The organism is Sediminivirga luteola, assembly GCF_014639315.1.
In the GTDB taxonomy this organism is placed as follows: domain Bacteria; phylum Actinomycetota; class Actinomycetes; order Actinomycetales; family Brevibacteriaceae; genus Sediminivirga; species Sediminivirga luteola.
Map to the genome: position 1 here is coordinate 1 of NZ_BMFY01000023.1, position 23,821 is coordinate 23,821.

Here is a 23,821-nt window from a genome sequence, read left to right on the forward strand (position 1 = left end):
CCTCTCCAACTACCGCCTCCGCATGCTCCTCGTCGCAGGCGGACTCAACACGTGATCCCCACCGGAAGTCCGAAGAGCCGCTTTCGTGGCGCGGACTCAGTGCGGGATCGTCGCCCTGCTTCGCGGTGCGCGCTCACGCGACCTGAACGGGGGATGACCGTGCCGGGGCAGTGCCCCTGCCTGCGCCTGGGGTCGCGTGGCCCCGCTCAGGGCTGTCGCGGGTCCCTCGGCTCAGGACTGGCCCGGGCCGTCGGCTCAGGACTGGCCGGGGTGTCCCGGCTGTCCCGGGCCGTCGGGCCGGCCGTGCGGGGACGCCGCGGGAGGCGCCGGAGGACGCTGCTGGGACGCGGCGGAGCCGCGGTGCGGAGGCTGTGCCGCCGGATGCTGCTGTGCCGGTGATGACTGCGTCGGCTGCGATCCCTGGTGCTGCGCGGCCGCGACGGCGTCGCTGCGCAGCTGGCGGCTTCGGACGATCCAGCCGCGCCAGACGATGAGCAGCGGCGGGATGACCAGCTCGCACACCATGGACAGCACCAGCAAGCCGCTCGGCAGCCCGAAGATGGCCCAGGACATCAGCCGTGCCAAGCCGCCGAGGAATACGATGCCAGCCAGCGACGCCAGCAGCAGACCCGAGCGGGCGGGCCGCGCCGTGACGATCAGCATGGACAGCCCCAGGCCGATCACCAGCGCCGACTGGAAGGCGAAGGAGCTCTCCAGCGTCGGAGTGCTGGCCTGCGTCTGATCGCCGGGCAGTACCTCGACGCCCTGGAAGACCCCGAACATGCCCAGAGCGACGAGCCCGACGCCGACGAGCCCGGTGGCGATCTGGAACAGGAGCCAGTCCTTGGGCGAGGCCTCCGGCACCCCGGCGTCTGCTGAGCCCGTCTTCGGCCGCTTGGGCTTCTTACCCGCCTTCTGCGCCTTCTGCTGTGGGTTCATGGCCCCATCCTACGGGCACCGTGTGCCGCGGAACACTGCCCGCAGGAAACGCGCGCGCAGCCGGCCAGCGCGTTTCAGGCGGGGGAGAGCCTGATGAGCGCGGCACCACCGGTGACCGTGTCACCCTCGGCGACGAGCACCTCGGCGATGCTGCCGTCCCGCGGCGCGCGCAGCGGCTGCTCCATCTTCATGGCCTCCAGGACGACGAGGGGATCGCCCGCGCTCACGGTGTCCCCGGCGGAGACGTTGACCGCGACGATGGAGCCCTGCATGGGCGCCGTGAGCTGATCGGCGTTCTCCGCTCCGGCGGTGCTCTTGGTCTTGCGGGCCGCGCGGCGCTGCGGCACCGCCCCGGCGGCCGGCGCCGCTGCGGTCCCGAGGCCGGGCAGCTCCGCCGGGAGGGTGACGGCGATCCGCTTGCCGTCGACCGTGACGATGACGGTCTCGCCCTGCGCTGCGGCGGTGCCCGGTTGGCCGGCCGGCTGCGGTGTGAGCGGGTTGCGGAACTCTTCCTCCAGCCACCGCGTGTGCACGGTGAAATCGTCGGCGAACGCGGGCTCCTCCACCAGGAGGCGGTGCAGTGGCAGCAGTGTGGGCACGCCCTCCAGGCGGAACTCGGCCAGGGCTCGGCGGCTGCGGCGCAGCGCCTCGTCGCGATCGGCGCCGTGCACGATCACCTTGGCGAGCATCGGATCGAACTCGCCGCCGATGCGGCTGCCGGCGTCGATTCCCGAGTCGACGCGCACCCCGGGCCCCGAGCACGGCTGGTACCCGGTGACGCGGCCGAAGGCCGGCAGGAAACCGTTGCCCGGATCCTCTGCGTTGATCCGGAATTCGATGGCGTGCCCGCGGGGGGAGGGGAAGGCCTCCGGGAGGGATTCGCCCCGGGCGATGCGCAGCTGCCACGCCACCAGGTCCACGCCGGTGACCTGCTCCGTGACCGGGTGCTCCACCTGGATCCTGGCGTTGACCTCCATGAACGCCGGCTCTCCTTGCGCGGAGAGCAGGAACTCGCAGGTGGCGGCGCCGATGTATCCCGTGGCCTGCAGGATCGCGCGGGAGGCCTCGACGAGCTGCCGGTGCTGCTCATCGGTGAGGAACGGCGCGGGTGCCTCCTCCACGATCTTCTGGTGGCGGCGCTGCAGCGAGCAGTCGCGGGTGGACAGGACGTGCACCCGGCCGTGCGCGTCGGCGAGGCACTGCGTCTCGATGTGCCGCGGCCGTTCCAGGTACCTCTCCACCAGGCACTCCGGGTGGCCGAACGCCTTGCCGGCCTCCCGCGAGGCGGCCGCGAAGGCCTCTGCGATCTCACCGGGCGTGCGGGCCACGCGCAGGCCCCGGCCGCCGCCGCCATGCAGCGCCTTGACCACGACCGGGTAGCCGATCTCCTCGGCCAGGCGGGCGGCGTCCTCAGGGGAGTCCACCTGGCGCGGGCTGCCGGCCAGCACCGGGGCGCCGGCTCGGGCGGCCAGCTCGCGGGCCCGGGACTTGTCGCCCAGCAGTGCGATGGCGGCGGCGGAGGGGCCGATCCAGATCAGGCCGGCATCGGCGACCATCTGGGCGAAACGCGGATCCTCGGCGAGGTAGCCGTATCCCGGGTGGACGGCCTGGGCGCCGGAACGCACGGCGATGTCGATGAGCGCCTCGCGGTTGAGGTAGGTCTCCGCGGCGGTGCTGCCAGGCAGGCGCCACGCCTGGGAAGCCCCGGAGACGAAGGCGGCGTCCTCATCCGCGGCGGTGTAGACGGCGACGGACTCCAGCCCCAGGTCCGCAGCGGCGCGGACGATGCGCAGCGCGATCTCCCCGCGGTTGGCGATCAGCACGCGGCTGAAGGGCCCGGTGGGAACGTCGGTGCGGAATGCGGTGGTCTCCAGCAACTCGCGTTCCAGCTGCTCCGCCGGCATCGTCGTCATGCACTCTCCTCCTTGCGTTCCGCCGCTGGCACCGGCAAGGCGCGGTGCTAGGCGGCGGGGGCGTGTGGCTGCGGGAGCGGAGGTCTCGGGCCGTCTCCCTCGCACGAAACTAGGACAACCGCCAGCCCGTATGTGGATTCCCGACAAACCTTGAGGCCGGGCGCGCTGCGCGAGGTCACATGCCCGCGCCCCGCCGAGCGCCGCGGTACGGAGCCGCTGTGATCCGGTTCACGAATTGTGCTTGTGTGATCTTCATCTCCACTGTAGGCTCAACGCCATCACTTAATTAACACTGAATTTCTGATCTCGTTCTGCAGGAAAAACATCCTTCTAGCCCTCTTCAGGACAGGACACCACCATGACCATCCGATCCCGTTCACGCGCCACGACGCTTCTCGCCGGTAGCGCCGCCGCGGCGTTCGTGCTCGCCGGCTGCGGTGGCGGCGGTTCAGCTGCCGACGACACCGTCTCCCTGACCATCGCCAGCTGGGGCGATCCCTTCACCTCGGCGACGCGCACGCATCTGGCCGAGCCCTTCATGGAGGAGACCGGCTACGAGGTGCAGATCGTCGACGCTCCGGGCCGCTACATCGCCTCGCTCGAGTCCCAGAACCAGGCCAACAACGTCGAGTGGGACCTCCTCGACTCGACCTCGGCGCCCGACGCCTACATCGGCTACGAACGCGGACTCCTGGCCGCCATGCCGGAGGACGTCCAGTCCCGGCTGCTGGAGACGCTCCCGGAGGACGCCGTCACGGACTTCGGCATCACCTGGTCCATCCTCGGATACATCACCGCATGCGTGGAGGAAGCAGTGGAGACCTGCCCGGCCAACACCTCCGAGCTCTTCGACGTCCAGGGCTTCCCCGGCAGCCGTACCAGCATCTCCACCTCGCCCATGGTCAACCTCTCCCTGGCGGAGGTGGCCGCGGGTGTGCCGGTCGAGGAGCTGAGCACTCACGAGATCGACCTGGACCGCGCCTTCGCCACCCTGGAGGAGTTCCAGGACGCCTCCGGCGCCTGGTGGTCCTCCGGTGACCAGAACATGCAGGTCTTCGAGAACGGCGAGGCCCAGATGGGCATCAGCTACAGCGGCCGGGCCTACACCGTCGCCGAGAACGGCACGCCGATGTCCATCTCCTGGGAAGACGGCCTGTACAACCCCGGCTTCTGGAACGTCGTCGAGGGTTCCGAGCACACCGCCGAGGCGTGGGAGTTCATCGAATGGATCGCCACCCACCCGGAGAACGCCGCCGCCTGGGGCGTCGAACTCGGCTACTCCGTGCCGATGGAAGAGGCCTTCGACTACATCGACGAGGAGACCGCCTCCCAGCTGGCCGACTACCCGGAGAACCGTGAGCAGCTCGGCGATATGAACTTCGAGTGGTACGTGGAGAACTACGAAGAGGTCAACACGCGCTGGCAGGAGTTCCTGCGCGGCTGACCCGGCGACCACCGACCATCCCTTCTGGCGGAAGCGAGATCATGACCACACAGGTCCCCGTCCGTTCAAGCGCCCGCCCGGCCTCCGCCGGGCGGCGCGCCTGGACCCCGCATGTGGGCACCATCCCGGCGCTCCTGCTGGTGCTGCCCCTAGCTCTCGTCGCACTGCTGTTCATCGTCTATCCGCTCGTGCGGCTCACCCTGGACGCCTTCACCCAGGGTGACGGCGGGCTGAGCAACTTCGCGGCGGTGTTCCAGTCCCGGGCCATCCTGAACTCCCTGCTGAACACCATCGGGATGTCCCTGGTGGTGACGGCGCTGTGCCTGGTGCTCGGCGGCAGCCTGGCCTGGGCGGTGGCCCGTGCCAGCCGCCCGGCGGTCAAGGCGCTGCTGTGGACCTCCATCCTGGTGCCGTTCTGGATGGGCGTCGTGGTGAAGAGCTACGCCTGGGCGGTGATCTTCGCCAACAACGGCATCCTGAACTCCACCCTGCAGAACCTCGGGCTCACCGGTGAACCGCTCTCGCTGCTGTACACCCGGTTCGCCGTGATCGTGGGCATGACCTACACGATGCTGCCCTACGCCGTGCTGGCGATGTACCCCACGATGTCCGGCTTCAACGCCGAACTGCTCAACTCGGCGCGGATCATGGGATCCTCGCGGACCGGCGCCATGGTCAAGGTGTGGCTTCCCCTGGTCCGGCCCGGCATCATCGCCGCCGGCGCGATCGTCTTCGCCATCAGCATCGGCTTCTACATCACGCCCGTGCTGCTGGGCGGCGCGCAGACCCCGTTCATGGCCACCATCATCGGCGATGACATCTTCGCCTTCTTCAACTATCCGCGGGCGGCGGCGTCCTCCGTGCTGCTGCTGACCTTCGCCCTCGTGGTGCTCGGCACTGCCATGCGGTTCGTCGGCGCCAAGGCCCTCAAGGGAGGGCTGCGCGCATGAGCGAGCTCATGAACCGCCCCGCCCGGGTCATCGACGGGGCCTCCCGCGTGCTCGGAGGACTCCTGGTCACCGCCGCCGTGGCATTCCTGCTGCTGCCGGCCGCCCTGGTGCTGGTGCTGTCCTTCGGCACCGGCAACCGGGTGCAGTTCCCGCCCCAGGGCTGGGGCCTGGACCGGTACACGGAGATCTTCTCCTCCGGCAACTGGGGAGCCCCGACCCTGCTGTCCTTCGAGATCGCGTTCTACACCGCCGTGGGAGCCCTCGCCGTCGGGCTGCCGCTGGTGTTCGCGCTCAAGCGCAGCCTGCTGCCGGGCCGCCAGTTCCTGGAGGGGCTGGCCTTCGCCCCGATCGTGATCCCGATCTCCGCCTACGCCGTGGGCATGTACGCCGTGTTCTCCCAGCTGGACCTCATCGGCACCAAGCACGGCATCGTGATCGCGCACATCGCCCACGCCCTGCCCATGGTGGTGATCGTGCTGAGCACCTCCCTGGAACAGATCAAACCCGAACTCGAGCTTGCGGCGATGACGATGGGCGCCTCCCGCAGCCGTGCCTGGACGGGCATCACCTTCCGGCTGCTGGCCCCGGCGGTGCTCTCGGCGTTCCTGTTCGGTTTCATCAGCAGTTTCGACGAGGCCGTGTTCATCACCTTCCTCGGCGGCGCCGGCCTGATCACCCTGCCGAAGTACATCTTCGACTCCGTGCAGTACGCCGTCGATCCGGCGATCACCGCCATGGCCACCCTCCTCATGCTCGGGGTCACGTTCCTCATGCTCCTGGGGACCGCGCTCCGAAAGGACAAGAAGTGAGCACTCCCACCATGACCGACACGCACACCACCACCGGGGCGGACGCGGTGCCCTCCCTGCGCATCCGCGGCCTGTCCAAGACCTTCGGCGAGACGGAGGTGCTGACCTCCATCGACTTAGACGTGAAGAAGGGCGAGTTCCTCACCCTGCTGGGACCCTCCGGATCGGGCAAGACGACGCTGCTGCGCATCATCGCCGGCTTCGAGACCGCGAGCGGCGGCGAGCTGCTGCTCGACGGCACGGACATCTCCGTGCTCAAGCCCTCCGAGCGCAAGCTGGGCATGGTCTTCCAGAACTACGCGCTGTTCCCGCATCTGACCGTCGCGGAGAACATCGCCTACGGCCTCAAAGTCCGCAAGTACGACCGTGGCGCGCTGCGCCGGCGCGTCGACCACATGCTCGAGGTGGTCGGGCTGGGGCATCTGGCGGCCCGTAAGCCCACCCAGCTCTCCGGCGGCCAGCAGCAGCGCGTCGCCCTGGCACGCGCCCTGGCCTACGAGCCGGAGATCCTGCTGATGGACGAGCCGCTGGGCGCTCTGGACCGCAGTCTGCGGCTTCAGATGGAGCAGGAGATCAAGCAGGTGCACAGGGAGACCGGTACCACGGTCATCTACGTCACCCACGACCAGGAGGAGGCGCTCGTCCTCTCCGACCGCGTGGCGATCATGAACCAGGGCGTCTTCGCCGGACTGGACACGCCGATGAACCTCTTCACCCGCCCGGAGAACTCCTTCGTGGCGCGGTTCTTCTCGGACTCGAACGTCCTGGATGCCACGCTCGCCGACGGGCTGCTGCAGATCGCCGGCCAGGAGATCCCGGTGGAGAGCCCCCTCCACGGCGACGTCAAAGTCGCCGTCCGCCCCGCCCGGGCGGCCCTGAGCACCGCCGCCGATCCCGCCACCGGCGAGGGACCCGCCCTGCGTCTCCCCGCTGTCGTCCACGAGGCGCACCTGCTCGGGGAGACCGAGCAGATAGGGCTGCGGCGCGAGGACGGCACGCCGTTCACGGTGCGCCGTCCGGTCGGTTCCGGCGGCCCGGTGCACGAGGGCGATCAGGCCACCATCATCGTCCCGCCGGCGGGCATGACCGTCATGGCCGACTGAATCATCCGACCTACAGTCCCCGCAGCGTTCTCAAGGAGAGACACTCAATGACCAAGAAGGTACTCATCGCCGGAGCCGGCATCGCTGGGCTCGCCGCGGCCGCCTCGTTCCGCTCATTCGGCTGGGAGGTGGATGTCTACGAGCGCTCGCCCGAGCCGCGGGAGATCGGCGCGGGGATCTACATCAAGGAGAACAGCTTCGAGATCCTCGACCACCTCGGCCTGAGCGAGGAGCTGATGGACAAGGGTGTGCGGCTGCACACGGCGCGCATCATCGATGAGGACAAGACCGTCGTGGTCAGCCGTGATGTCTCCAGCGAGCGGCTGGTGGTCACCCTGCGCTCCGATCTGCAGCAGGCCCTCCGCCGCAAGGCCGAGGAACTGGGGGCCCGCCTGCATACGAACGCGCATGTGGTGGGCGCTGGCGCCGACGGCACCCTGCGCTTCGCCGACGGCACCACCGCCCAGGGCGACCTGGCGATCGGTGCCGACGGCCTGCACTCGAAGGTGCGCGACTCGCTCGACCTGATGCGCGTGCGCTACAGCCTCGGCGACGGCGCCACCCGGGTCCTGGTGCCACGGGATCCCCAGGAGGCGCCGATGAGCACCGAGCACTGGTCCGGCCAGTGCCGGGTGGGCGTCGCGCCGGCCTCCGCGGACTACACCTATATGTTCATCATCGGCCCCGAACGGGACCGCCGGGCCACCCGCGTGCCGCTGGACGTGAGCTACTGGTCCCGGCTGTTCCCGCATCTGCGGCACTACTTCGAGCTGGTCACCCCCGAGCTGTCCGTCCACCACCGGCATTCGGTCGTGCACTGCGAGTCCTGGCACAAGGGCAGCGTGGCCATCATCGGCGACGCCGCGCACGCCCAGCCGCCGAACCTCGGCCAGGGCGCGGGCGTGTCGATCGCCGCGGCGTGGGAGCTGGCCGAGACCGCGACGCTCTTCGACGACGTCCGGGAGGCGCTGGACATCTGGGAGACCAGTTCCCGTCCGCGGATCGACATGGTGCAGCGGCTCACCACGGCCTACGACGTGCTGAACTACAAGTGGCCCCGGCCGCTCACGCCATTGCGCAGCAAGCTGTTCTCGGCCGTGTCCAAGTCCCCGCTGCTGGGCAGCCGGTGGGAGTTCTACTGGCGCGGCGGCGCCGTGGCGCCCTACGCGGAGGGCGACCGTGAACGCCTGGGACTGACCGGCCCGGATGCCGGAGCGGGAGCGGCGTCCGCTGAACCGGCGGGGGAGCCAGACCCGGCAGGGGTCTCAGCACCGGTCTCGGCCCCGGCCGAGGAGTCGCGGAGCGGCGCATGAGCGGCTTCGGGATCGTCGGCGCCCGCATCCTGACGATGGCCGGTGACGGCACGCCAGCGCCGGCCGATCCGGACGGCATCGGCGTCGCCGAGGCGCTCGCGGTGCGGGACGACCGCATCGTCGCGGTCGGAGGTGCCGCGGAGATACGAGGGGAGGTCGGCGACGGGCCGGTCATCGACGCCGGCGGCCGGACCATCCTGCCGGGCTTCATCGACGTTCACACGCATGTGGAGATGACGGCACTGTCCCGGCATGTCTGGACCGATGTGCGCGGCCGGAACCGGGAGGAGATCCTGCAGACGGTCGCCCGCGAGGCCGCCGCGCGGCCTGCGGGGGAGTGGATCATCGCCCAGGGCACCTTCGGGCAGGATCTTCCCTCCCGCCGGGAGCTGGACGAGGCCGCCCCGGGCCACTGCGTCGCGGTGCGCTGGTCCATGCACAAGTTCGTGCTGAATTCCGCGGCGCTCTCGGCGGCCGGCCTGGATCCGGCCACGGTGGCGCCGCCCGGGGTCCGCTTCCAGAAGGACGCCGATGGCGCCCTGAACGGCGTGATCGAGGAGGGCTGGGACCTGCTGCCGGTTCCCGACCCGGACCAGGCGACGCTGAGCGAGGCGCTGCGCGAGACGCTCGCCGGTTATTTCCTGGCCAATGGCGTGACCACGGTCCACGAGATCGGTTACACGCGGGCGGGCATCCAGGCGCTGCGCAGGCTGGCGGAGGACGGACAGGCGCCGCGCCTGGGAGTCTCCCTCACCGTGCCGCCGGGGCACCAGCCGCTCGTGCGGATCGAGGACGGGGCCATCCCGCCCTTCGGGCCCAGGCTTGGCAGCAGCCGGTTCTGGTACCACGGCTTCAAGATCTTCATGGACGGTGGCCGGGACGGCGCCTTCCGCAGCAACGGCCTCGGGGAGAAAGCGGATCGCTGGGGGCTGCTGACCCGTCTGTACCCCACGCTGACGGAAGAGCTGCTCCGGGCGGCGGAAGCGGGCATCCAGGTATTCGTCCACGCCATCGGCGATCTGTCACAGGAGATCGCGGTATCAGCCGTGGAACGCGTCCACGAGGCGTTCCCGGAGCTGGACCACCGCATCCGGGTGGAGCACTTCTTCAATGAGAGCACCGGGACGGAGCTGCTGGAGCGGCTGGTGGCCGCGGGCGGGCTGGCAGTGCCGAATCCCGGCTTCGTCTTCGCCGAACCGGACGACCCGGCGCTGCGGCTGCCGCCCGGGGCCGGCAAGTACGCGCTGCGGACGCTGCTCCAGGTGCAGGGCCGGGTACCGGGGAACTCCGATACCGCGGGCGCTCAGCCGTTCACCACGAACCCGTGGTTCACCATGATGTGCATGCTGCGGCTGCGGAACAAGAACGACGTGCCGGTCAACGAGCCGGAGCGGATCGGCTTGGCCCAGGCGCTGCGCGCCTTCACGGTCGACGCCGCTTACGCCACCTTCGCCGAGGAGGAGCGCGGCAGCCTGGAACCCGGGAAGCTCGCGGATCTGGCCGTGATCGACCGGGATCCCTTCGAGGTGCCCGCGGCGGACCTCGACTCGATCCGCACCCTGGCCACCGTCATCGGCGGCGAACTCGCCCACGGTTCGTGGCAGGACGTGGGCACGGCTGGCTGAGGTCTCGACCGGACGTCCGGCTAGATGTCGCCGTAGGCGGGCGAGATGATCCAGAGCACCACGGCCGGCTCCGAGCTGCGGTTGTGGAACCGGTGGCCGACCTTCGGGTCGATCAGCAGGGAATCACCGGCCTCGAGCTGATAGGACTCCTCCGCCCAGTCGAGGGTGAGCGAACCCTGCAGGACGAGCACGCATTCCTCATCGCCGGCGTGGGTGTACGGCTCTTTGCCCGAGGAGTGCCCCGGCGCGATCACGCTCTGATTGACCTGCAGCTTCCGGGACATCTGCGGCGTGAGCAGATAGTGGGCGCTGCCGTCGGGGCGGAAGTTCATCCGGCGGTCGGCCACCCGCACCAGCCGCTGGGAGGCCTGCTCCGAGGCATTGAAGAACAGGGCGCTCATGGTCTCGTCCAGCGCGTCGCAGATGCGCCTGAGCGAGGCGACCGACGGGCTGACCAGGCCGCGTTCGACCTGGGAGAGGAAGCTCTCCGAAACCCCGGCGGAGGAAGCGACATCCTTCAGGGACAGCTTCTTGCCCTTGCGGATCTCCCGGATCTTCTTGCCGAGGACGCGGTCGTACCGGCTCTTCTCATCGTCCGCGGCCGCAGCGTCGCTGCTCATGGAGTGCACCTTACATCGGGGATTTTTCACTGACGCTACACAAGCTTAACTTCTGCTGCAGGTGCGGGAGTGCACAATGCGTCATCCGAGTGCGATGCGCTCGGCGCCGGAGTACACGTTGAACCCGGTGCCGCGGGAGAAGCCGACCAGGGTCATGCCTGCTTCCTCGGCGGTGGAGACCGCGAGGGAGGACGGCGCTGAGACGGCAGCGAGCATGGGGATGCCCGCCAGCCAGGCCTTCTGCACCAGTTCGAAAGAGGCACGGCCGGAGACCTGCAGCATGCACTGGCTCAGCGGCAGCCGATCCTGCTGCAGCGCCCAGCCGACCACCTTGTCCACCGCGTTGTGCCGGCCGACGTCCTCGCGCAGGCAGAGCAGCTCGCCGTCGAGTCCGAAGAGCCCCGCAGCGTGCACGCCTCCGGTCCGGGAGAAGAGCCCCTGCTCGTCCCGCATCGTCTCCGGGAGCCCGGCCACCGTCTGCGGCGAGACGGTCCACTGCGCCACGCCGAGGGCATACCGGCTGCGCTGCCTGACCTGCTCGATCGACTCGGTGCCGCAGACACCGCACGCTGAGGTGGTCATGATCGGCCGGGGCACCATCCGGCTCAGGTCCGCCGTGGGCGCCGGAGTCGCCTGGAGCACATTGAAGGTGTTCTCGCCGTTCTCGTCGACCCCGGCGCAGTACCGCACCGCGAGCAGATCCTGGGCTGAGGCGATGATGCCCTCGCCGTGGAGGAAGCCCAGGACGAGTTCGACGTCGTGACCGGGAGTGCGCATGGTCGTGGTGTACGGGGTGTCCCCGAACCGGAGCTCCAGCGGCTCCTCGCCGGCCAGCTGATCCTCCCGCCGCCGTGGGCGCCCCTCGTCCAGCCGGTAGCGGACGATGCGGCGGCGGGTGCTGAGCCTGTTCACAGTTCCTATGCTAGGGGCATGCCGCTCATCGCGCCCCTGGACGCGCACCGCCTCGCCGCCGATGCCGGCCGGACGCGTCCGATGCCGGCCCGCACCGCCGGCCTGCGGGAGCCGGGGCGCCTGCACCTTGCCGCGCCGTTGCACGCGCTCGCGGACGTGCCCGCCTACCGCAGCGCGGCGATGGACGGGTACGCGGTCCGCGGGCCGGGCCCGTGGCAGGTGCGCGGCGCGGCCCGGCCGGGTTCGCCCTACACCGGCACCGCGCTGGAGCCCGGCGATGCGGTACGTATCGCCACCGGTGCCGTGGTGCCGCCCGGCGCGGACCGGGTCGTGCCCTGGGAGCGCACGGGCACGGGACCGGACGGGACGATCTTCCCGGCCATGGAGCCGGAGAACCGCCTGCACATCCGCGAGCCGGGGGAGACGCATCGGCGGGGAGCGCTGCTGGCATCGGCGGGAGCCGAACTGAGTCCCGCGCTGCGCTCCCTTGCCGCATGGACCGGGCACGACCAGGTCCAGGTGCGCGTCCAGCCACGGGTCGCGGTGATCGTCACCGGCAGCGAACTCGATACGGCGGGCGCGCCAGCGGCCGGGCGGGTCCGGGACGCTCTGGGCCCGCTGCTCTCCGTGCTGGTCCCCGAGCTGGGCGGGCAGGTCGTCAGCGAGGACTATGTCCCGGACGATCCCGGTGCGCTCGGGGAGGCACTGCGTGCGCGGGCGGCGGACGCTGACGTCGTCGTGACCACGGGCATGGCCTCCCACGGGGAGGCCGACCATCTGCGCGGTGTCCTGGCAGACCTCGGCGGCCAGGTCCTGGTGCCGGGCGTGGACATCAGACCGGGAAAGCCGCAGCTGCTGGCAGCACTGCGCGGGCAGCCGGTGCTGGCCGGCTCCGGGCGGGGCCCGCTCCTGGTCGGCCTGCCGGGGAATCCAGGGGCGGCGATGGCGGCGTGCGCCCTGCTGCTCGCGCCGGTCCTCGCCGGGATGGTGGGTAGTGCACGATGCCGTTGGGTTCGCCTCATGCCGGAGGAAGACCGCGCATTTGCCGGCCGGGCGGGCCGCCGCTGGCAGCTGGTCTCCGCGGGCAGGAACTCATCGGATGAAGCCCCGGACTCGCCTGCAGGGGCGGCGCTCGCGGACGGGCTCATCGGCACTCAGCTGGAGTACCGCGGCTGGCCCCTGGACGGCGATGAACTCGTGCTGATCCCGCCCCGGGACGCCCCGGGGATGCCGTGCCTGCGCTGGATCCGGTGAGCGCGCCAGGACCGGTCACGCGGGTTTCACGGGGCGCTCTTCGCGCCACCGCGGTGCGGTGGCGCGTTCCGTGTGCGTCGGCGGTGGCCGTCCAGTGCGCGGCGCGAGGGCACCCGCGCCGTCCGACTGCGGACGACGGCGCGCAGAAAACGACCCGCTTGTGACAGAACCACACCGTAGACGGTGGTGTCCTGTCACAAGCGGGTCGTTCTGTTGTGAAGCCAGCCTTCTGCTCACGCGCGCCCGGGCCCTGCAGGTAGGAACGGGGCCGGTAGAGGGTCAGCCCCCGGTCACACGCCTGTGCGTCGGGTTCGGCGGCGGAGTGACGTGCGGGAGCGTCAGCTCCCGCACGCGCACGCCTATGCCGTGGTGACGCCCTGTTCAGGCGGGACCTCAGTGGTTGCCGGTCATGGTGGACACGTCCAGCAGCCGGTCCAGCTCTTCCTCGCTGATCTCGCCGCGCTCGACGAAGCCCAGGGCGATGGTGGCCTCGCGGACGGTGAGCTTGTTGGTCACCGCGTGCTTGGCGATCTTGGCCGCGGCCTCGTAGCCGATGACCTTGTTCAGCGGGGTGACGATGGACGGCGAGGCCTCGGCCAGGAAGCGCGCGCGCTCCTCGTTCGCGGTCAGCCCGTCGATCATCTTCTCTGCCATCACGGTGGAGGCGTTGGCGAGCAGGCGGATCGAGCCGAGCAGGTTCGCGGCCATCACCGGGATGCCGACGTTCAACTCGAAAGCGCCGTTGGTGGCGGCCCAGGCCACGGTGGTGTCATTGCCGATGACCTGCGCGGCGACCTGGATGACGGCCTCGCAGATGACGGGGTTCACCTTGCCGGGCATGATCGACGAGCCCGGCTGCAGGTCCGGGATGCGCAGCTCGCCCAGACCGGTGTTCGGGCCGGAGCCCATCCAGCGGATGTCGTTGTTGATCTTGATCAGGGAGATGGCGATGGAACGCAGCGCGGCCGAGCCGTCCACCAGGCCATCCCGGTTGGCCTGGGCCTCGAAGTGATCGCGCGCCTCCGTGATCGGCAGGCCGCTGTCCTGGGCGAGGAGTTCGATGACCCGCGCGGAGAAGCCCTCGGGCGTGTTGATGCCGGTGCCCACGGCGGTGCCACCCAGCGGGACCTCGGCGACCCGCGGCAGCGCGGACTCGACGCGCTCGATGCCGATGCGGATCTGCGCCGCGTAGCCGCCGAACTCCTGGCCCAGCGTCACGGGGGTGGCGTCCATCAGGTGGGTCCGGCCGGACTTCACGATCGGCGCGAACTCCTTGGCCTTGGTCTCCAGGGACTCGGCAAGCGTGGTCAGGGCGGGGATCAGGGTGCGGCTGAGCGCCTCGGTGGCCGCCACGTGCACGGAGGTGGGGAACACGTCGTTGGAGGACTGGGAGGCGTTGACGTGGTCGTTGGGGTGCACGGTCGCCTCCGAGCCGGCCTCCTTCAGGCGGCGGGTGGCGAGCGTGGCCAGGACCTCGTTCATGTTCATATTGGAGGAGGTGCCCGAGCCGGTCTGGAAGACGTCGATGGGGAACTGGTCCGCATGCCCGCCGGCGATGATCTCGTCGGCGGCCGAGGCGATCGCATCGGCGCGCTCGGCGTCGAGCACGCCCAGCTCGCGGTTGGCCAGTGCGGCGGACTTCTTCACCCGCGCCAGCGCGACGATGTGGGACGGCTCCAGCCGGCTGCCGGAGATGGGGAAATTCTCCACGGCGCGCTGAGTCTGGGCGCTATAGAGCGCATCGGCGGGAACCTTCACCTCGCCCATGGTGTCGTGCTCAATGCGGTATTCCTGCTCGCTCATCGAATCTCCTTTGCTGCGTCTGTTGCGGGTGCGCCCAGATCTCCCATCGAGGCGACTAGATTGGCTCGTCCGACGTCGAGGTGATAAGTCACGCCGGCGATCACGAGCCGGCCGGCGTTCACGGCCTGCCGGATGGCAGTGGACCGTTCCGGCAGCTGATGCACGGCCTGGCGGACGTTCTGCTCCACGATGCCGTTCACCTCGGTGATGCCGCGGCGCCGGGCCTGGCTGACGGCGGGCGTGAGCCGGGCGACCACATCGGCGATGAAACCCGGCGGGGACTCGCCGGTCTCATAGGCTTCGGCGGCGGCGGTGATGGCTCCGCAGCGGTCGTGGCCGAGCACGACGAGCAGGGGGGTGCCCAGCACCGTGGCGCCGTACTCGAGGCTGCCCAGGGTCGCCGAGTCGGTCACCTGCCCGGCGGTGCGCACGACGAACATGTCACCGAGGCCCACATCGAAGATCAGCTCCGCCGCGACCCGGGAGTCAGAGCAGCCGAACAGCGTCGCGAAGGGCACCTGCGCGTGCTGCAGCGACTGCCGGGTGGCGGCGTCCTGATTGGGGTGCCGGGGTTCGCCGGCGACGAATCTCCGGTTGCCCTCCTCCAGCCGGGCCCAGGCCTCGGCCGGGGTCATCGCCCGCGCGTTCACACCAGGCCCAGCCGCGCCGCCTCTTCCGCGGCGTCCACGTAGGCGCGGGTCTTCTCCAGCTGGTGCTCGGCGTGGATGGTGCGCACCGTGCCGGACCGGGACCGCATCACCAGCGACTGGGTGTGCACGCGGTCACCCTCGTAGCGGACGCCCTTGAGCAGATCGCCGTCGGTGATGCCGGTGGCCACGAAGTAGGTGTTGTCGCAGTCGACCAGGTCTTCGGTGTTGAGCACCTCGCCGGGGGTGAGGCCGGCGAGGGCCGCCTTCTCCCGCTCCTCGTCGGTCTGCGGCCAGAGGCGCCCCTGGATGACTCCGCCGAGGGAGCGGATGGCGCAGGCGGTGATGATGCCCTCAGGGGTGCCGCCGATGCCCATCAGCATGTCGATGCCGGTGTCAGGCCGGCAGGCGGCGATGGCGCCGGCGACGTCGCCGTCCGTGATGAGACGGATACGGGCACCGGCGGCACGCACCTCGTCGATGATCTCCTGGTGCCGCGGGCGGTCCAGGATGACGACGGTGACCTGGGAAAGGTCCCGGCCGTACCCCTTGGCCTTGGCGACGCGCCGGATGTTCTCCTTGATCGGCAGGCGCAGGTCGACCGTGTCCGCGGCCTCCGGTCCGGCCACGAGCTTCTCCATGTAGAACACGGCGGAGGGATCGTACATCGCGCCGGCTTCCGTGACGGCCATGACGGAGATGGCATTGGGCATGCCCAGCGCCGTCAGCCGGGTGCCGTCGATGGGGTCCACAGCGACATCGCACGCCGGACCCTGCCCGTCGCCCACGGCCTCGCCGTTGAAGAGCATGGGCGCTTCGTCCTTCTCGCCCTCGCCGATGACCACGGTGCCCTGCATCCGCACGGTCGAGATGACGTTCCGCATGGCGGCGACGGCCGCGCCATCGGCGGAGTTCTTGTCCCCCCGGCCGACCCAGGGTGCCGCGGCGATGGCAGCGGCCTCGGTCACCCGGACGAGCTCCAGCGCGAGGTTGCGATCAGGCGCATTGGAGGCGACGCGGAGGGACTCGGACCAGGAATCGGTGACGGTGGCGGGCTGACCAGGGTGTTCCTCGGTGCCCGCCTCGGACGTGGACGGCGTCTTCGGTGTCATGGCTGCATTCTCTCATGTGTTCCAGGCGGTGCGGTCCGCGGATCAGGCGGTGGCGGGGATGCGCCTCGCTGCCCGATTGGACGGGCCTCGGCCTGGCTCGTATGCAGGGCGGCGGAGGCGGAACCGAGACGGCCGAACCGGCCGACGGCACTGGGGTGGCACTGGGATTTGGCGGCAGCGGGGTGCGATGCGGGAGAATCAGAGGGTGAATGATCGTCCTCTCTCTCCGGAATCCGGTTCGCCGAGCCCTGCTGGCGCCGTCCCACGCGGGACCGGCGGCGCGCACGGGACTGCTGGCGAGCAGGGGTCCGGCGGCGAGCATGAGTCCGGGCCCAGGACTGCTGGCGGGCACGGGGCTGCTGGTGCGCGCGACGGCGGCACCGGGACGATCAGGACGAGCCCGAGCGGTCTGCCGATCCTTCCCGAGGAGGAGATGGCACCGCGGCCCTCCGGCCCGGTGCCTGGCTCCCGCGATGAGATGCTGGCGCTGCGGCGCAATGCGAACTGGATGAACATGGTCATCGCGACCGCGATCTGTTTCGCGGCGGTGCTCGTCATCGTGGCGGTCGTGCCGCGCAGCGAGAGCGGTTACGAGCGGCACGTCGATGCACAGGCCATCGCGCAGGACGCGCAGCCCCAGGCGGATTTCCCCCTGACCGTGCTGGACTTCGGTGAAGGCTGGTACTCCAACACCGCCCAGTACGGGCCGCGCGGGCCGGAGGAGACGCCGGTCTGGTATCAGAGCGTGATCGTGGAGGAGCAGCACTGGGTGAGCATCATCCAGACCGACGCCGACGCCGAGCCGGTGCTGAGCGAGGAACTCGACGAGGCCGTTCAGGTGGAGGACGCCGAGCTGGCGGGCTGGACCTGGGAGGTCTACGAGCGTCCGCGCAGCTCGCGGGTGTTCTACGTGAACGAGACCGGCGGCGTCACGACCTTGCTGTCCACGAACGGCGGTGAGTCGCTGGCCGAGGACGCCGCATCGGCGGTGCGCCGCACCGCCGAGTCAGGCTGAATCGACCGCTCCGTTCAGGCAGAGGCGCCCTCTCCCTTCAGGCAGAGGCGTCCTCAGTGGCAGCCTTGTCTTCGCGGCGGGCGCGAGCCTGTTCCAGTTTGCGGCGGGCGCCTTCGAGCTTGGCCTCGCACTGGTCGGCGAGTGCCTCGCCGCGTTCCCACAGCGCGATGGATTCCTCCAGGCTCAGGCCTCCGCTTTCGAGCCGCTGCACGGTGAGTACGAGCTGCTCGCGTGCCTCTTCGTAGCTGAGCCCGGCGATCTCGGTCCCCTCGGCACCGGCTGTTGCCGCGCCGCTCGGGGCGCTGTCCCCAGACGTCTCAGACATGTCATTGCTCCTGTGTCGTGGTTGTCGTCCCGGGTTCACCTGTATCGGGGTTCCCGGTGTCCGTGATGGTTGCCGTCAGCCGCCCCCGCGCCAGGCGGACCCCGATGCCTTCACCGGGACGGGCCTCATCGGCGTCGCGCAGGATGCGGCCGTCGTCGGCGGTGACGACCGCGTACCCGCGTTCGAGGGTTTTCTGCGGGGAGAGGGCGATCACCTGCGCCCGCAGATGCGCGATCTCCCGGGCACCGGCATCGAGCCGCGTGCTTGCGGCCCTGGCGGACCGGTCCCGGAGATCGGCGACCAGCCGTTCGCGCTCGTCCAGCTGAGTGGCCGGAGCGGCAAGTGCCGGTCTGCTGCGTACTTCTGCCAACCGCCGCAGTTCACCGTCGATGAACAAGGTGACGGCGCGCTCCAGTGCGGCACGTGACTGGCGGATTCCAGCGATCTCCTGGGCCATGTCCGGCACGATCCGCTTGGCCGCGTCGGTGGGCGTGGAAGCGCGCAGGTCCGCGACCTCGTCCAGGATGGGCCGGTCGTTCTCATGGCCGATGGCCGAGACCAGGGGTGTGGCGGTTTGGGCCGCCGCCCGGACGAGGGTTTCATTGGAGAAGGGAAGCAGATCTTCCAGCGAGCCGCCGCCGCGGGCGATGACGATGACGTCCACAGCCGGGTCGGCGTCGAGCTCGGCCAGGGCGCGGGTGATCTGCGGGACGGCATCGGCGCCCTGCACGGCCGTGTGCCGCACGTCGAACTCCACCGCCGGCCAGCGCAGGCGCGCATTGCGGATGACGTCCTTCTCCGCGTCGGAGTTGCGGCCGGTGATGAGCCCGATGCGTTCCGGGAGGAACGGGAGCGACTGCTTGCGATCCGGATCGAAGAGGCCTTCCTGTCCGAGCTGACGGCGCAGGAGTTCGATCCGAGCCAAGAGCTCGCCCAGACCCACCGCGCGGATCGCTCCCGCGCGCATGCTCAGACGCCCGGTCTTGGCCCAGAAGTCCGCTTTGACCTGGACCACGACGCGGGAGCCGGGTTCCAGGGGGGTCTCGCAGGCGTCCAGAACGTTGCGCCACACCTGCACCGGCAGGGACATCTCGACGTCGGTGTCGCGCAGGGTGAGGTAGCTGGCCCGGCCGCGGTGATTGAGCTCGATGATCTGGCCTTCGATCCACACCGCTGACATGCGGTCGATGTAGTCCTTCATCTTGGCCGAGAGGAGGCGCAGGGGCCAGGGCCGCTCGGCGCTCGTTTCCGCCGCGGTGGCCGGAAGGTCCTCCACCGCGGTGACCTCGCGGCCCAGGGGATTGGGCGCGCCCGAGACGTGACCGGCCATGACCCTCCTGTAGATGAATGTCTCTGCTCTGCGGCGCTGGACTTCCCGCGGCGCCGTGTTCGGTGTGCTGTTGGCAGCTTACGCACCGGCACGGACAGCGGCCACCGACCTGGGGATAGCCGCCGCGACACCGGCTCAATGGCGATGACACCGGCTTCACTGGTGGTCGCCCGGGCGCAGCTGCGCGCAACGTGGGCGTCCGGGCGGCGGCCGTGCGCTGTGCGGGAGCTGGGTGGTAGGCGCTGGCCGCCGAATTGTGTGCGGCACGGCTGCGCGCTGGGCGCGGGGAGGGCGAGGTGCGCGGCTGCGCGCTGCGCGGGAGGCGGGGCCGTACGCATCCGGTAGGCTTCCCTCCGGCTCTGGCGCCTCGGGCCGGCCGCGGATGACGCGACGCCGCGCGAGCGAGCAGGGGCACGCATCGGCATCCGATGCGCAGGTGAGAGGCAGATTCGAAGACGGCGGAGGGGCGGCAGTGGCGGCTTTGTGGACGGTGCATGGGGACGGTAAGACCGTCGCCCCGGGCAAGATCGTGGCGCCGGAGGAGCGGCTGTCGTGGCCGAGGACCATCGGCTTCGGGTTCCAGCATGTGGTGGCGATGTTCGGCGCCACGTTCCTGGTGCCGACCCTGACCGGTTTCCCGCCCACGACGACCCTGCTGTTCTCCGGTATCGGGACGCTGCTGTTCCTGATGATCACCCGCAACCGGCTGCCGTCCTATCTGGGGTCGTCGTTTGCGTTCATCAGCCCGCTCATGGCGGCCACCGAGGTGGGCGGACACGGTGCGGCGATCTTCGGCGTGCTGGTGTCGGGCCTGTTGCTGGCCGGTGTGGGTCTGCTGGTCCAGGCCGTGGGCACACGCTGGATCGACGTGCTCATGCCGCCGGTGGTGGCGGGGGCGATCGTGGCGCTCATCGGTTTCAATCTGGCGCCGGCGGCATACAACAACTTCCAGCAGGCGCCGTTCACGGCGAGCATCACCCTGGGCGCGGTACTGGTGTGCGCGGTCCTCTTCCGCGGATTCCTGGGACGGTTGTCGATCCTGTTCGGTGTGGTCGTCGGCTATGTGGTGGCGCTGATGCGCGGTGAGGTCGATTTCGCCGCGGTGGGGGAGGCCTCCTGGCTGGGCTTGCCGGAGTTCACAGCGCCAGAGGCGAACTGGTCGGTGCTGCCGGCGTTCCTGCCGGTGGTGCTGGTACTGGTGGCGGAGAACGTCGGTCATATCAAGGGCGTGGCGAGCATGACGCGGCGGAACCTGGACGGGGTCACCGGCCGGGCCCTGTTCGCCGATGGCCTGGCGACCGCGCTGGCGGGTTCGGCCGGAGGTTCCGGCACGACGACCTATGGCGAGAACATCGGCGTCATGGCGTCCACCCGCGTGTACTCGACCGCTGCCTACTGGGTGGCGGGAGCTGCGGCGATCCTGTTGTCGCTGTCCCCGAAAGTCGGTGCCGTGATCAATACGATCCCGCCGGGAGTGCTGGGAGGCGTCACCACGGCGCTCTACGGCCTGATCGGCATCATCGGGGTGCGGATCTGGGTGGAGAACAAGGTGGACTTCGGCAAGCCGGTGAACCAGATGACCGCGGCAGTGGCGCTCATCGTGGCGATCGCCGACTATCAGCTGTCTTCCGGGGGCCTGGTGTGGACCGGTATCGCGCTGGGATCCATCGCCGCCATCGTGGTGTACCACGGCATGAGCGCCATTGCCCGCTGGCGCGGTACGGACGTGGCTGTGTAACGCGAGGTCGCATAGAGGTCGCATAGTGGGACGAGGTGCGGCCGAGGCGGCAGCGCGCAGTGGGGTGCTGAGCGTGGGGTACGACGTGCCGCGCCCGCCCGCGGCGCTGTCAGCTGCGCAGTTCCTCCGCTGAGGGGCGGCGCGGCATTGCCTCCACCGGGGCCGGTTCGGGGACTTCCTCGGCGTATCCGCCCAGGTCCCGCATCCGGCGTGCACTGATCAGCACCCTTGATTCCATTGAGGACAGCAGACGATTGTAGTCCTCCACCGCCCGGCCGAGTGTGCTGCCCAGCTTCTCCAGGTGCCCGCCCATCGTGCCCAGACGTGCGTGGAGCTCCTGACCGAGGGCCAGCAGTTCCTGCGCGGATTCCCCGATGGCCTGCTGCCGCCAGCCCAGAGCGATGGTCTTCAGCAGTGCCAGCAGCGTGGCGGGAGTGGCCAGGACGACGCCCTTGCCCAGGGCGTCCTCCAGCAGGGACGCATCGGCGTCCAGGGCGGTGGAGAGGATGCCTTCATTGGGCAGGAACATGACCGTGAACTGCGGAGCCGTGGGAAAGGCACTCCAGTACTCCTTCGCCGCCAGCGCGGCGACGTGCCCGCGCAGCAGCTTGGCCTGGGCGGTGCCGTCGCGTCCGGCGACATCGGCCAGCGGGGCCTTGGCGTCGATCACCACGATGCCGCCCTCCGGCAGACGCACGATCATGTCCGGCCGCACCCGGGCGCCGTTCCCGTTCACGCCGTTCACCTGCGTGCCGAAGTCCACGCGGTCGCGTAGCCCGGCATACTCGACCACCCGGCGCAGGTGGATCTCCGCCCAGGAGCCGCGGGTTCCGGAGCTGTGCAGCGCCTGCAGGACCTGTTGCGTGGCGGCCTGCAGCTGGATGTCGTTCTCCGCGATGGCCGCCATCCGGCCGTCCAGGCGGGCGAACTGATCGGTGCGCTCCCGCTCGAACTCCCGGACATGCGCCTCCAGCCGCGTGACCGTCTGCGCCAGCGGGGCGACCATCTGCGCCAGATCGGCTGCGATACCGGCATCGGCCTCCAGGGCCTCCACCCGGGAGCCTTGCAGGTCACGGGCGGTCTCGGCAGCGGCCAGACGTGCCGCCAGCTGGGCGCGGGTCAGGCCGGCACCGATCAGCCAGCCCAGGGCCAGGCCGATGGCGAGGGTGACCACCGCGATGAGGACTGCGTCTGTGTTCATGTGAGCCAGTAGAGCAGACGGCACGGACAGCCGGCCGTGCATGGCGGCGCGGGTGAACTGAGCGAAGTGCGCTCACCGTAGCGGGGGCAGCCTCGCGCGCACGGCCACCCGCGTAGTCGCCGCAGCGATAACACATGGTGGGGGCGATAACACCCGGTAGGGGACAGCGTCGCGTGCGCGGGGCACCGCAGGGGCGGCGATGCGTGCTAGGGGCGAGGGACAGCCTCGCGTGGGCGGGGTTCTGACCTACCGGGCATACTCCTGCTGGCCGCCAGACGAGCGGCTTGCGCAAGACGCTCAGAGCGCCGGCGCGAGTCGCCGTGTGTGCCGGTGACACGGTAGATTCGTGTTCCGTGGCTTTGGAAATCGGAATCGTCGGACTGCCCAACGTCGGCAAGTCCACCATGTTCAACGCGCTGACCAAGAACCAGGTGCTCGCGGCAAACTACCCGTTCGCGACCATCGAGCCGAACGTCGGCGTCGTGCCGCTGCCGGACCCCCGGCTGGACCGCCTGGCGCAGATCTTCGGCTCGGAGAAGATCCTGCCGGCGACGGTGTCGTTCGTGGACATCGCCGGCATCGTGCGCGGCGCCAGTGAGGGGGAAGGGCTGGGCAACCAGTTCCTGGCGAACATCCGCGAGGCGGAGGCGATCTGCCAGGTGATCCGTGGCTTCGCCGATTCCGATGTGGTGCATGTGGACGGCAAGGTCAGCCCGGCAGATGACATCGAGACGATCAACACCGAGCTGATCCTCGCGGACCTGCAGACCATCGAGAAGGCCCTGCCGCGGCTGGAGAAAGAGGTCAAGCAGAAGCGGACCGAGCCGGAGGTGCTCACCGCGGTGACCCAGGCGCAGCAGATCCTGGAGGCCGGTACGACGCTGTACCAGCACGCGCAGACCAGCGATTTCGACCTGGAGCCGCTGCACGAGCTTCAGCTGATGACGGTCAAGCCGTTCCTCTACGTGTTCAACGTGGACGAGGACGTGCTGGCCGATGAGGCGCGGAAAGACGAGCTGCGCGCGCTCGTGGCGCCGGTGGAAGCGATCTTCCTGGACGCCAAGTTCGAATCGGAACTGGCAGAGCTGGAGGAGGACGAGGCCCGGGAGATGCTGGAGTCCATCGGCCAGGAGGAATCCGGCCTGGATCAGCTGGCCCGGGTCGGTTTCGACACGCTCGGACTGCAGACGTACCTGACCGCCGGCCCCAAGGAGTCGCGCGCCTGGACCATTCCCAAGGGGGCCACTGCGCCGGAGGCCGCCGGAGTCATTCACACGGACTTCCAGAAGGGCTTCATCAAGGCCGAGGTGGTCTCGTTCGAGGCGCTCGATACCGCCGGTTCCATGGCCGCCGCCCGCGCCGCCGGCAAGGTCCGCATGGAGGGCAAGGACTACGTCATGCAGGACGGGGACGTGGTGGAGTTCCGGTTCAACGTGTAGGTGGCGGTCCACGCCCGGGTTAGCGTCAGACATAGGTAGTACACTGGCTTCATGTCGACAGTGACGAAGCGTGACCTCAACCAGCGAACAACGGACGTGCTCGCGCAGGTTGCGGAGGTCGGTGAGGTGATCGTGACCGAGCGAGGCGAGCCCCGCTGGCGGGTGAGTGCCTACCGCGGCCAGGACAACGCGCTCGCTCGAGCCGAACGGCAGGGGCGTTACGTGCCTCCGGCCTCAAAGCGCGTGCGGGACTGCCGCACCGATAGGTGACATCTGATCTGGCTTGCCCACTGGGCGGCCTGGAAGGATGTGTACCATGCCCGCTCCCT

21 protein-coding genes are annotated in these 23,821 nt (G+C 69.8%); 11 read left to right on the forward strand and 10 right to left on the reverse strand.

Annotated features, from left to right (window positions below):
• Positions 1-255: 255 nt before the first annotated feature.
• Both IEW13_RS16620 and IEW13_RS16625 read right to left on the reverse strand, forming a co-directional pair.
• The gene (locus IEW13_RS16620; protein ID WP_188552033.1) at positions 256-939 is read right to left on the reverse strand and encodes a DUF4345 domain-containing protein; all 684 of its coding nucleotides are present in this window, start codon (positions 937-939) and stop codon (positions 256-258) included.
• A gap of 74 nt (positions 940-1,013) precedes the next feature.
• On the reverse strand, positions 1,014-2,852 hold the full coding sequence (locus tag IEW13_RS16625; protein ID WP_188552034.1) for an acetyl/propionyl/methylcrotonyl-CoA carboxylase subunit alpha: 1,839 nt from the start codon (positions 2,850-2,852) through the stop codon (positions 1,014-1,016).
• Positions 2,853-3,210: 358 nt separating this feature from the next.
• Between IEW13_RS16625 and IEW13_RS16630 the strand changes: the two genes are divergently transcribed.
• Genes IEW13_RS16630 through IEW13_RS16655 form a run of 6 tightly spaced genes read left to right on the forward strand, consistent with a single transcriptional unit; the run spans position 3,211 to position 10,096 of the window.
• Positions 3,211-4,296: an extracellular solute-binding protein gene (locus tag IEW13_RS16630; RefSeq protein ID WP_188552035.1), complete on the forward strand. Its 1,086-nt coding sequence runs from the start codon at positions 3,211-3,213 to the stop codon at positions 4,294-4,296.
• A 41-nt stretch (positions 4,297-4,337) separates the two neighbouring features.
• The gene (locus tag IEW13_RS16635) at positions 4,338-5,246 is read left to right on the forward strand and encodes an ABC transporter permease (protein WP_188552036.1); all 909 of its coding nucleotides are present in this window, start codon (positions 4,338-4,340) and stop codon (positions 5,244-5,246) included.
• Positions 5,243-6,055, forward strand: coding sequence for an ABC transporter permease (locus IEW13_RS16640; protein ID WP_188552037.1), 813 nt, complete (start codon positions 5,243-5,245; stop codon positions 6,053-6,055). The genes IEW13_RS16635 and IEW13_RS16640 overlap by 4 nt, the downstream gene beginning before the upstream one ends.
• Positions 6,052-7,158 (forward strand): ABC transporter ATP-binding protein, encoded by a 1,107-nt coding sequence (locus tag IEW13_RS16645; protein ID WP_188552038.1) that lies wholly within the window; start codon positions 6,052-6,054, stop codon positions 7,156-7,158. Before IEW13_RS16640 ends, IEW13_RS16645 begins: the two co-directional genes overlap by 4 nt.
• A 47-nt stretch (positions 7,159-7,205) precedes the next feature.
• Complete coding sequence (locus tag IEW13_RS16650) at positions 7,206-8,471, forward strand: FAD-dependent oxidoreductase (RefSeq protein WP_188552039.1); 1,266 nt, start codon at positions 7,206-7,208, stop codon at positions 8,469-8,471.
• On the forward strand, positions 8,468-10,096 hold the full coding sequence (locus IEW13_RS16655; RefSeq protein ID WP_188552040.1) for an amidohydrolase: 1,629 nt from the start codon (positions 8,468-8,470) through the stop codon (positions 10,094-10,096). Before IEW13_RS16650 ends, IEW13_RS16655 begins: the two co-directional genes overlap by 4 nt.
• Positions 10,097-10,116: 20 nt before the next feature.
• On the opposite strand, the gene IEW13_RS16660 is transcribed toward IEW13_RS16655, so the two are convergent.
• Both IEW13_RS16660 and fdhD read right to left on the reverse strand, forming a co-directional pair.
• Positions 10,117-10,716, reverse strand: coding sequence for a helix-turn-helix domain-containing protein (locus IEW13_RS16660; protein WP_188552041.1), 600 nt, complete (start codon positions 10,714-10,716; stop codon positions 10,117-10,119).
• An 81-nt stretch (positions 10,717-10,797) separates the two neighbouring features.
• Positions 10,798-11,628: a formate dehydrogenase accessory sulfurtransferase FdhD gene (gene fdhD, locus IEW13_RS16665; protein ID WP_188552042.1), complete on the reverse strand. Its 831-nt coding sequence runs from the start codon at positions 11,626-11,628 to the stop codon at positions 10,798-10,800.
• Between the two features lie 18 nt (positions 11,629-11,646).
• Between fdhD and IEW13_RS16670 the strand changes: the two genes are divergently transcribed.
• Complete coding sequence (locus IEW13_RS16670) at positions 11,647-12,882, forward strand: molybdopterin molybdotransferase MoeA (RefSeq protein ID WP_188552043.1); 1,236 nt, start codon at positions 11,647-11,649, stop codon at positions 12,880-12,882.
• A 393-nt stretch (positions 12,883-13,275) separates the two neighbouring features.
• On the opposite strand, the gene IEW13_RS16675 is transcribed toward IEW13_RS16670, so the two are convergent.
• From IEW13_RS16675 to glpX, 3 genes are read right to left on the reverse strand one after another with little or no spacing between them, the layout of a single operon-like run.
• On the reverse strand, positions 13,276-14,685 hold the full coding sequence (locus tag IEW13_RS16675) for a class II fumarate hydratase (protein WP_188552044.1): 1,410 nt from the start codon (positions 14,683-14,685) through the stop codon (positions 13,276-13,278).
• On the reverse strand, positions 14,682-15,320 hold the full coding sequence (locus IEW13_RS16680; protein WP_188552045.1) for a carbonic anhydrase: 639 nt from the start codon (positions 15,318-15,320) through the stop codon (positions 14,682-14,684). Before IEW13_RS16680 ends, IEW13_RS16675 begins: the two co-directional genes overlap by 4 nt.
• 11 nt (positions 15,321-15,331) lie before the next feature.
• The gene (glpX, locus tag IEW13_RS16685) at positions 15,332-16,444 is read right to left on the reverse strand and encodes a class II fructose-bisphosphatase (RefSeq protein WP_188552046.1); all 1,113 of its coding nucleotides are present in this window, start codon (positions 16,442-16,444) and stop codon (positions 15,332-15,334) included.
• A gap of 205 nt (positions 16,445-16,649) precedes the next feature.
• On the opposite strand from glpX, the gene IEW13_RS16690 reads away from it, so the two are divergent.
• A complete protein-coding gene (locus IEW13_RS16690; RefSeq protein WP_188552047.1) occupies positions 16,650-17,459 on the forward strand; it encodes a DUF4245 family protein in 810 nt (269 codons plus the stop codon).
• Positions 17,460-17,496: 37 nt separating this feature from the next.
• Here the strand turns inward: IEW13_RS16690 and IEW13_RS16695 are convergent, their stop codons facing one another.
• Together IEW13_RS16695 and xseA are read right to left on the reverse strand one after the other, a co-directional pair.
• Positions 17,497-17,784: an exodeoxyribonuclease VII small subunit gene (locus IEW13_RS16695; protein WP_188552048.1), complete on the reverse strand. Its 288-nt coding sequence runs from the start codon at positions 17,782-17,784 to the stop codon at positions 17,497-17,499.
• 1 nt (position 17,785) lies between these two features.
• Positions 17,786-19,114 carry an exodeoxyribonuclease VII large subunit gene (gene xseA / locus IEW13_RS16700; protein ID WP_188552049.1) on the reverse strand — a complete coding sequence of 443 codons (1,329 nt, stop codon included), beginning with the start codon at positions 19,112-19,114 and terminating at the stop codon, positions 17,786-17,788.
• A gap of 472 nt (positions 19,115-19,586) precedes the next feature.
• Between xseA and IEW13_RS16705 the strand changes: the two genes are divergently transcribed.
• Positions 19,587-20,852 carry a uracil-xanthine permease family protein gene (locus tag IEW13_RS16705; protein WP_229745271.1) on the forward strand — a complete coding sequence of 422 codons (1,266 nt, stop codon included), beginning with the start codon at positions 19,587-19,589 and terminating at the stop codon, positions 20,850-20,852.
• A 109-nt stretch (positions 20,853-20,961) separates the two neighbouring features.
• Here IEW13_RS16705 and IEW13_RS16710 read toward each other — a convergent pair whose 3' ends face one another.
• Positions 20,962-22,053 carry a DNA recombination protein RmuC gene (locus tag IEW13_RS16710; RefSeq protein ID WP_188552051.1) on the reverse strand — a complete coding sequence of 364 codons (1,092 nt, stop codon included), beginning with the start codon at positions 22,051-22,053 and terminating at the stop codon, positions 20,962-20,964.
• Positions 22,054-22,406: 353 nt separating this feature from the next.
• On the opposite strand from IEW13_RS16710, the gene ychF reads away from it, so the two are divergent.
• Together ychF and IEW13_RS16720 are read left to right on the forward strand one after the other, a co-directional pair.
• The gene (gene ychF, locus IEW13_RS16715; protein WP_188552052.1) at positions 22,407-23,492 is read left to right on the forward strand and encodes a redox-regulated ATPase YchF; all 1,086 of its coding nucleotides are present in this window, start codon (positions 22,407-22,409) and stop codon (positions 23,490-23,492) included.
• 51 nt (positions 23,493-23,543) lie between these two features.
• Positions 23,544-23,762 (forward strand): type II toxin-antitoxin system Phd/YefM family antitoxin, encoded by a 219-nt coding sequence (locus IEW13_RS16720; protein ID WP_229745272.1) that lies wholly within the window; start codon positions 23,544-23,546, stop codon positions 23,760-23,762.
• Positions 23,763-23,821 lie beyond the last annotated feature (59 nt).

What these genes read in the sequence shown, in the direction of transcription:
- IEW13_RS16620 (WP_188552033.1), bottom strand. Translation starts at nt 939, where the DNA reads ATGAACCCACAGCAGAAGGCGCAGAAGGCGGGTAAGAAGCCCAAGCGG.
- IEW13_RS16625 (WP_188552034.1), bottom strand. Translation starts at nt 2,852, where the DNA reads ATGACGACGATGCCGGCGGAGCAGCTGGAACGCGAGTTGCTGGAGACC.
- IEW13_RS16630 (WP_188552035.1), top strand. Translation starts at nt 3,211, where the DNA reads ATGACCATCCGATCCCGTTCACGCGCCACGACGCTTCTCGCCGGTAGC.
- IEW13_RS16635 (WP_188552036.1), top strand. Translation starts at nt 4,338, where the DNA reads ATGACCACACAGGTCCCCGTCCGTTCAAGCGCCCGCCCGGCCTCCGCC.
- IEW13_RS16640 (WP_188552037.1), top strand. Translation starts at nt 5,243, where the DNA reads ATGAGCGAGCTCATGAACCGCCCCGCCCGGGTCATCGACGGGGCCTCC.
- IEW13_RS16650 (WP_188552039.1), top strand. Translation starts at nt 7,206, where the DNA reads ATGACCAAGAAGGTACTCATCGCCGGAGCCGGCATCGCTGGGCTCGCC.
- IEW13_RS16655 (WP_188552040.1), top strand. Translation starts at nt 8,468, where the DNA reads ATGAGCGGCTTCGGGATCGTCGGCGCCCGCATCCTGACGATGGCCGGT.
- IEW13_RS16660 (WP_188552041.1), bottom strand. Translation starts at nt 10,716, where the DNA reads ATGAGCAGCGACGCTGCGGCCGCGGACGATGAGAAGAGCCGGTACGAC.
- IEW13_RS16670 (WP_188552043.1), top strand. Translation starts at nt 11,647, where the DNA reads ATGCCGCTCATCGCGCCCCTGGACGCGCACCGCCTCGCCGCCGATGCC.
- IEW13_RS16675 (WP_188552044.1), bottom strand. Translation starts at nt 14,685, where the DNA reads ATGAGCGAGCAGGAATACCGCATTGAGCACGACACCATGGGCGAGGTG.
- IEW13_RS16680 (WP_188552045.1), bottom strand. Translation starts at nt 15,320, where the DNA reads ATGACCCCGGCCGAGGCCTGGGCCCGGCTGGAGGAGGGCAACCGGAGA.
- glpX (WP_188552046.1), bottom strand. Translation starts at nt 16,444, where the DNA reads ATGACACCGAAGACGCCGTCCACGTCCGAGGCGGGCACCGAGGAACAC.
- IEW13_RS16695 (WP_188552048.1), bottom strand. Translation starts at nt 17,784, where the DNA reads ATGTCTGAGACGTCTGGGGACAGCGCCCCGAGCGGCGCGGCAACAGCC.
- xseA (WP_188552049.1), bottom strand. Translation starts at nt 19,114, where the DNA reads ATGGCCGGTCACGTCTCGGGCGCGCCCAATCCCCTGGGCCGCGAGGTC.
- IEW13_RS16710 (WP_188552051.1), bottom strand. Translation starts at nt 22,053, where the DNA reads ATGAACACAGACGCAGTCCTCATCGCGGTGGTCACCCTCGCCATCGGC.
- IEW13_RS16720 (WP_229745272.1), top strand. Translation starts at nt 23,544, where the DNA reads ATGTCGACAGTGACGAAGCGTGACCTCAACCAGCGAACAACGGACGTG.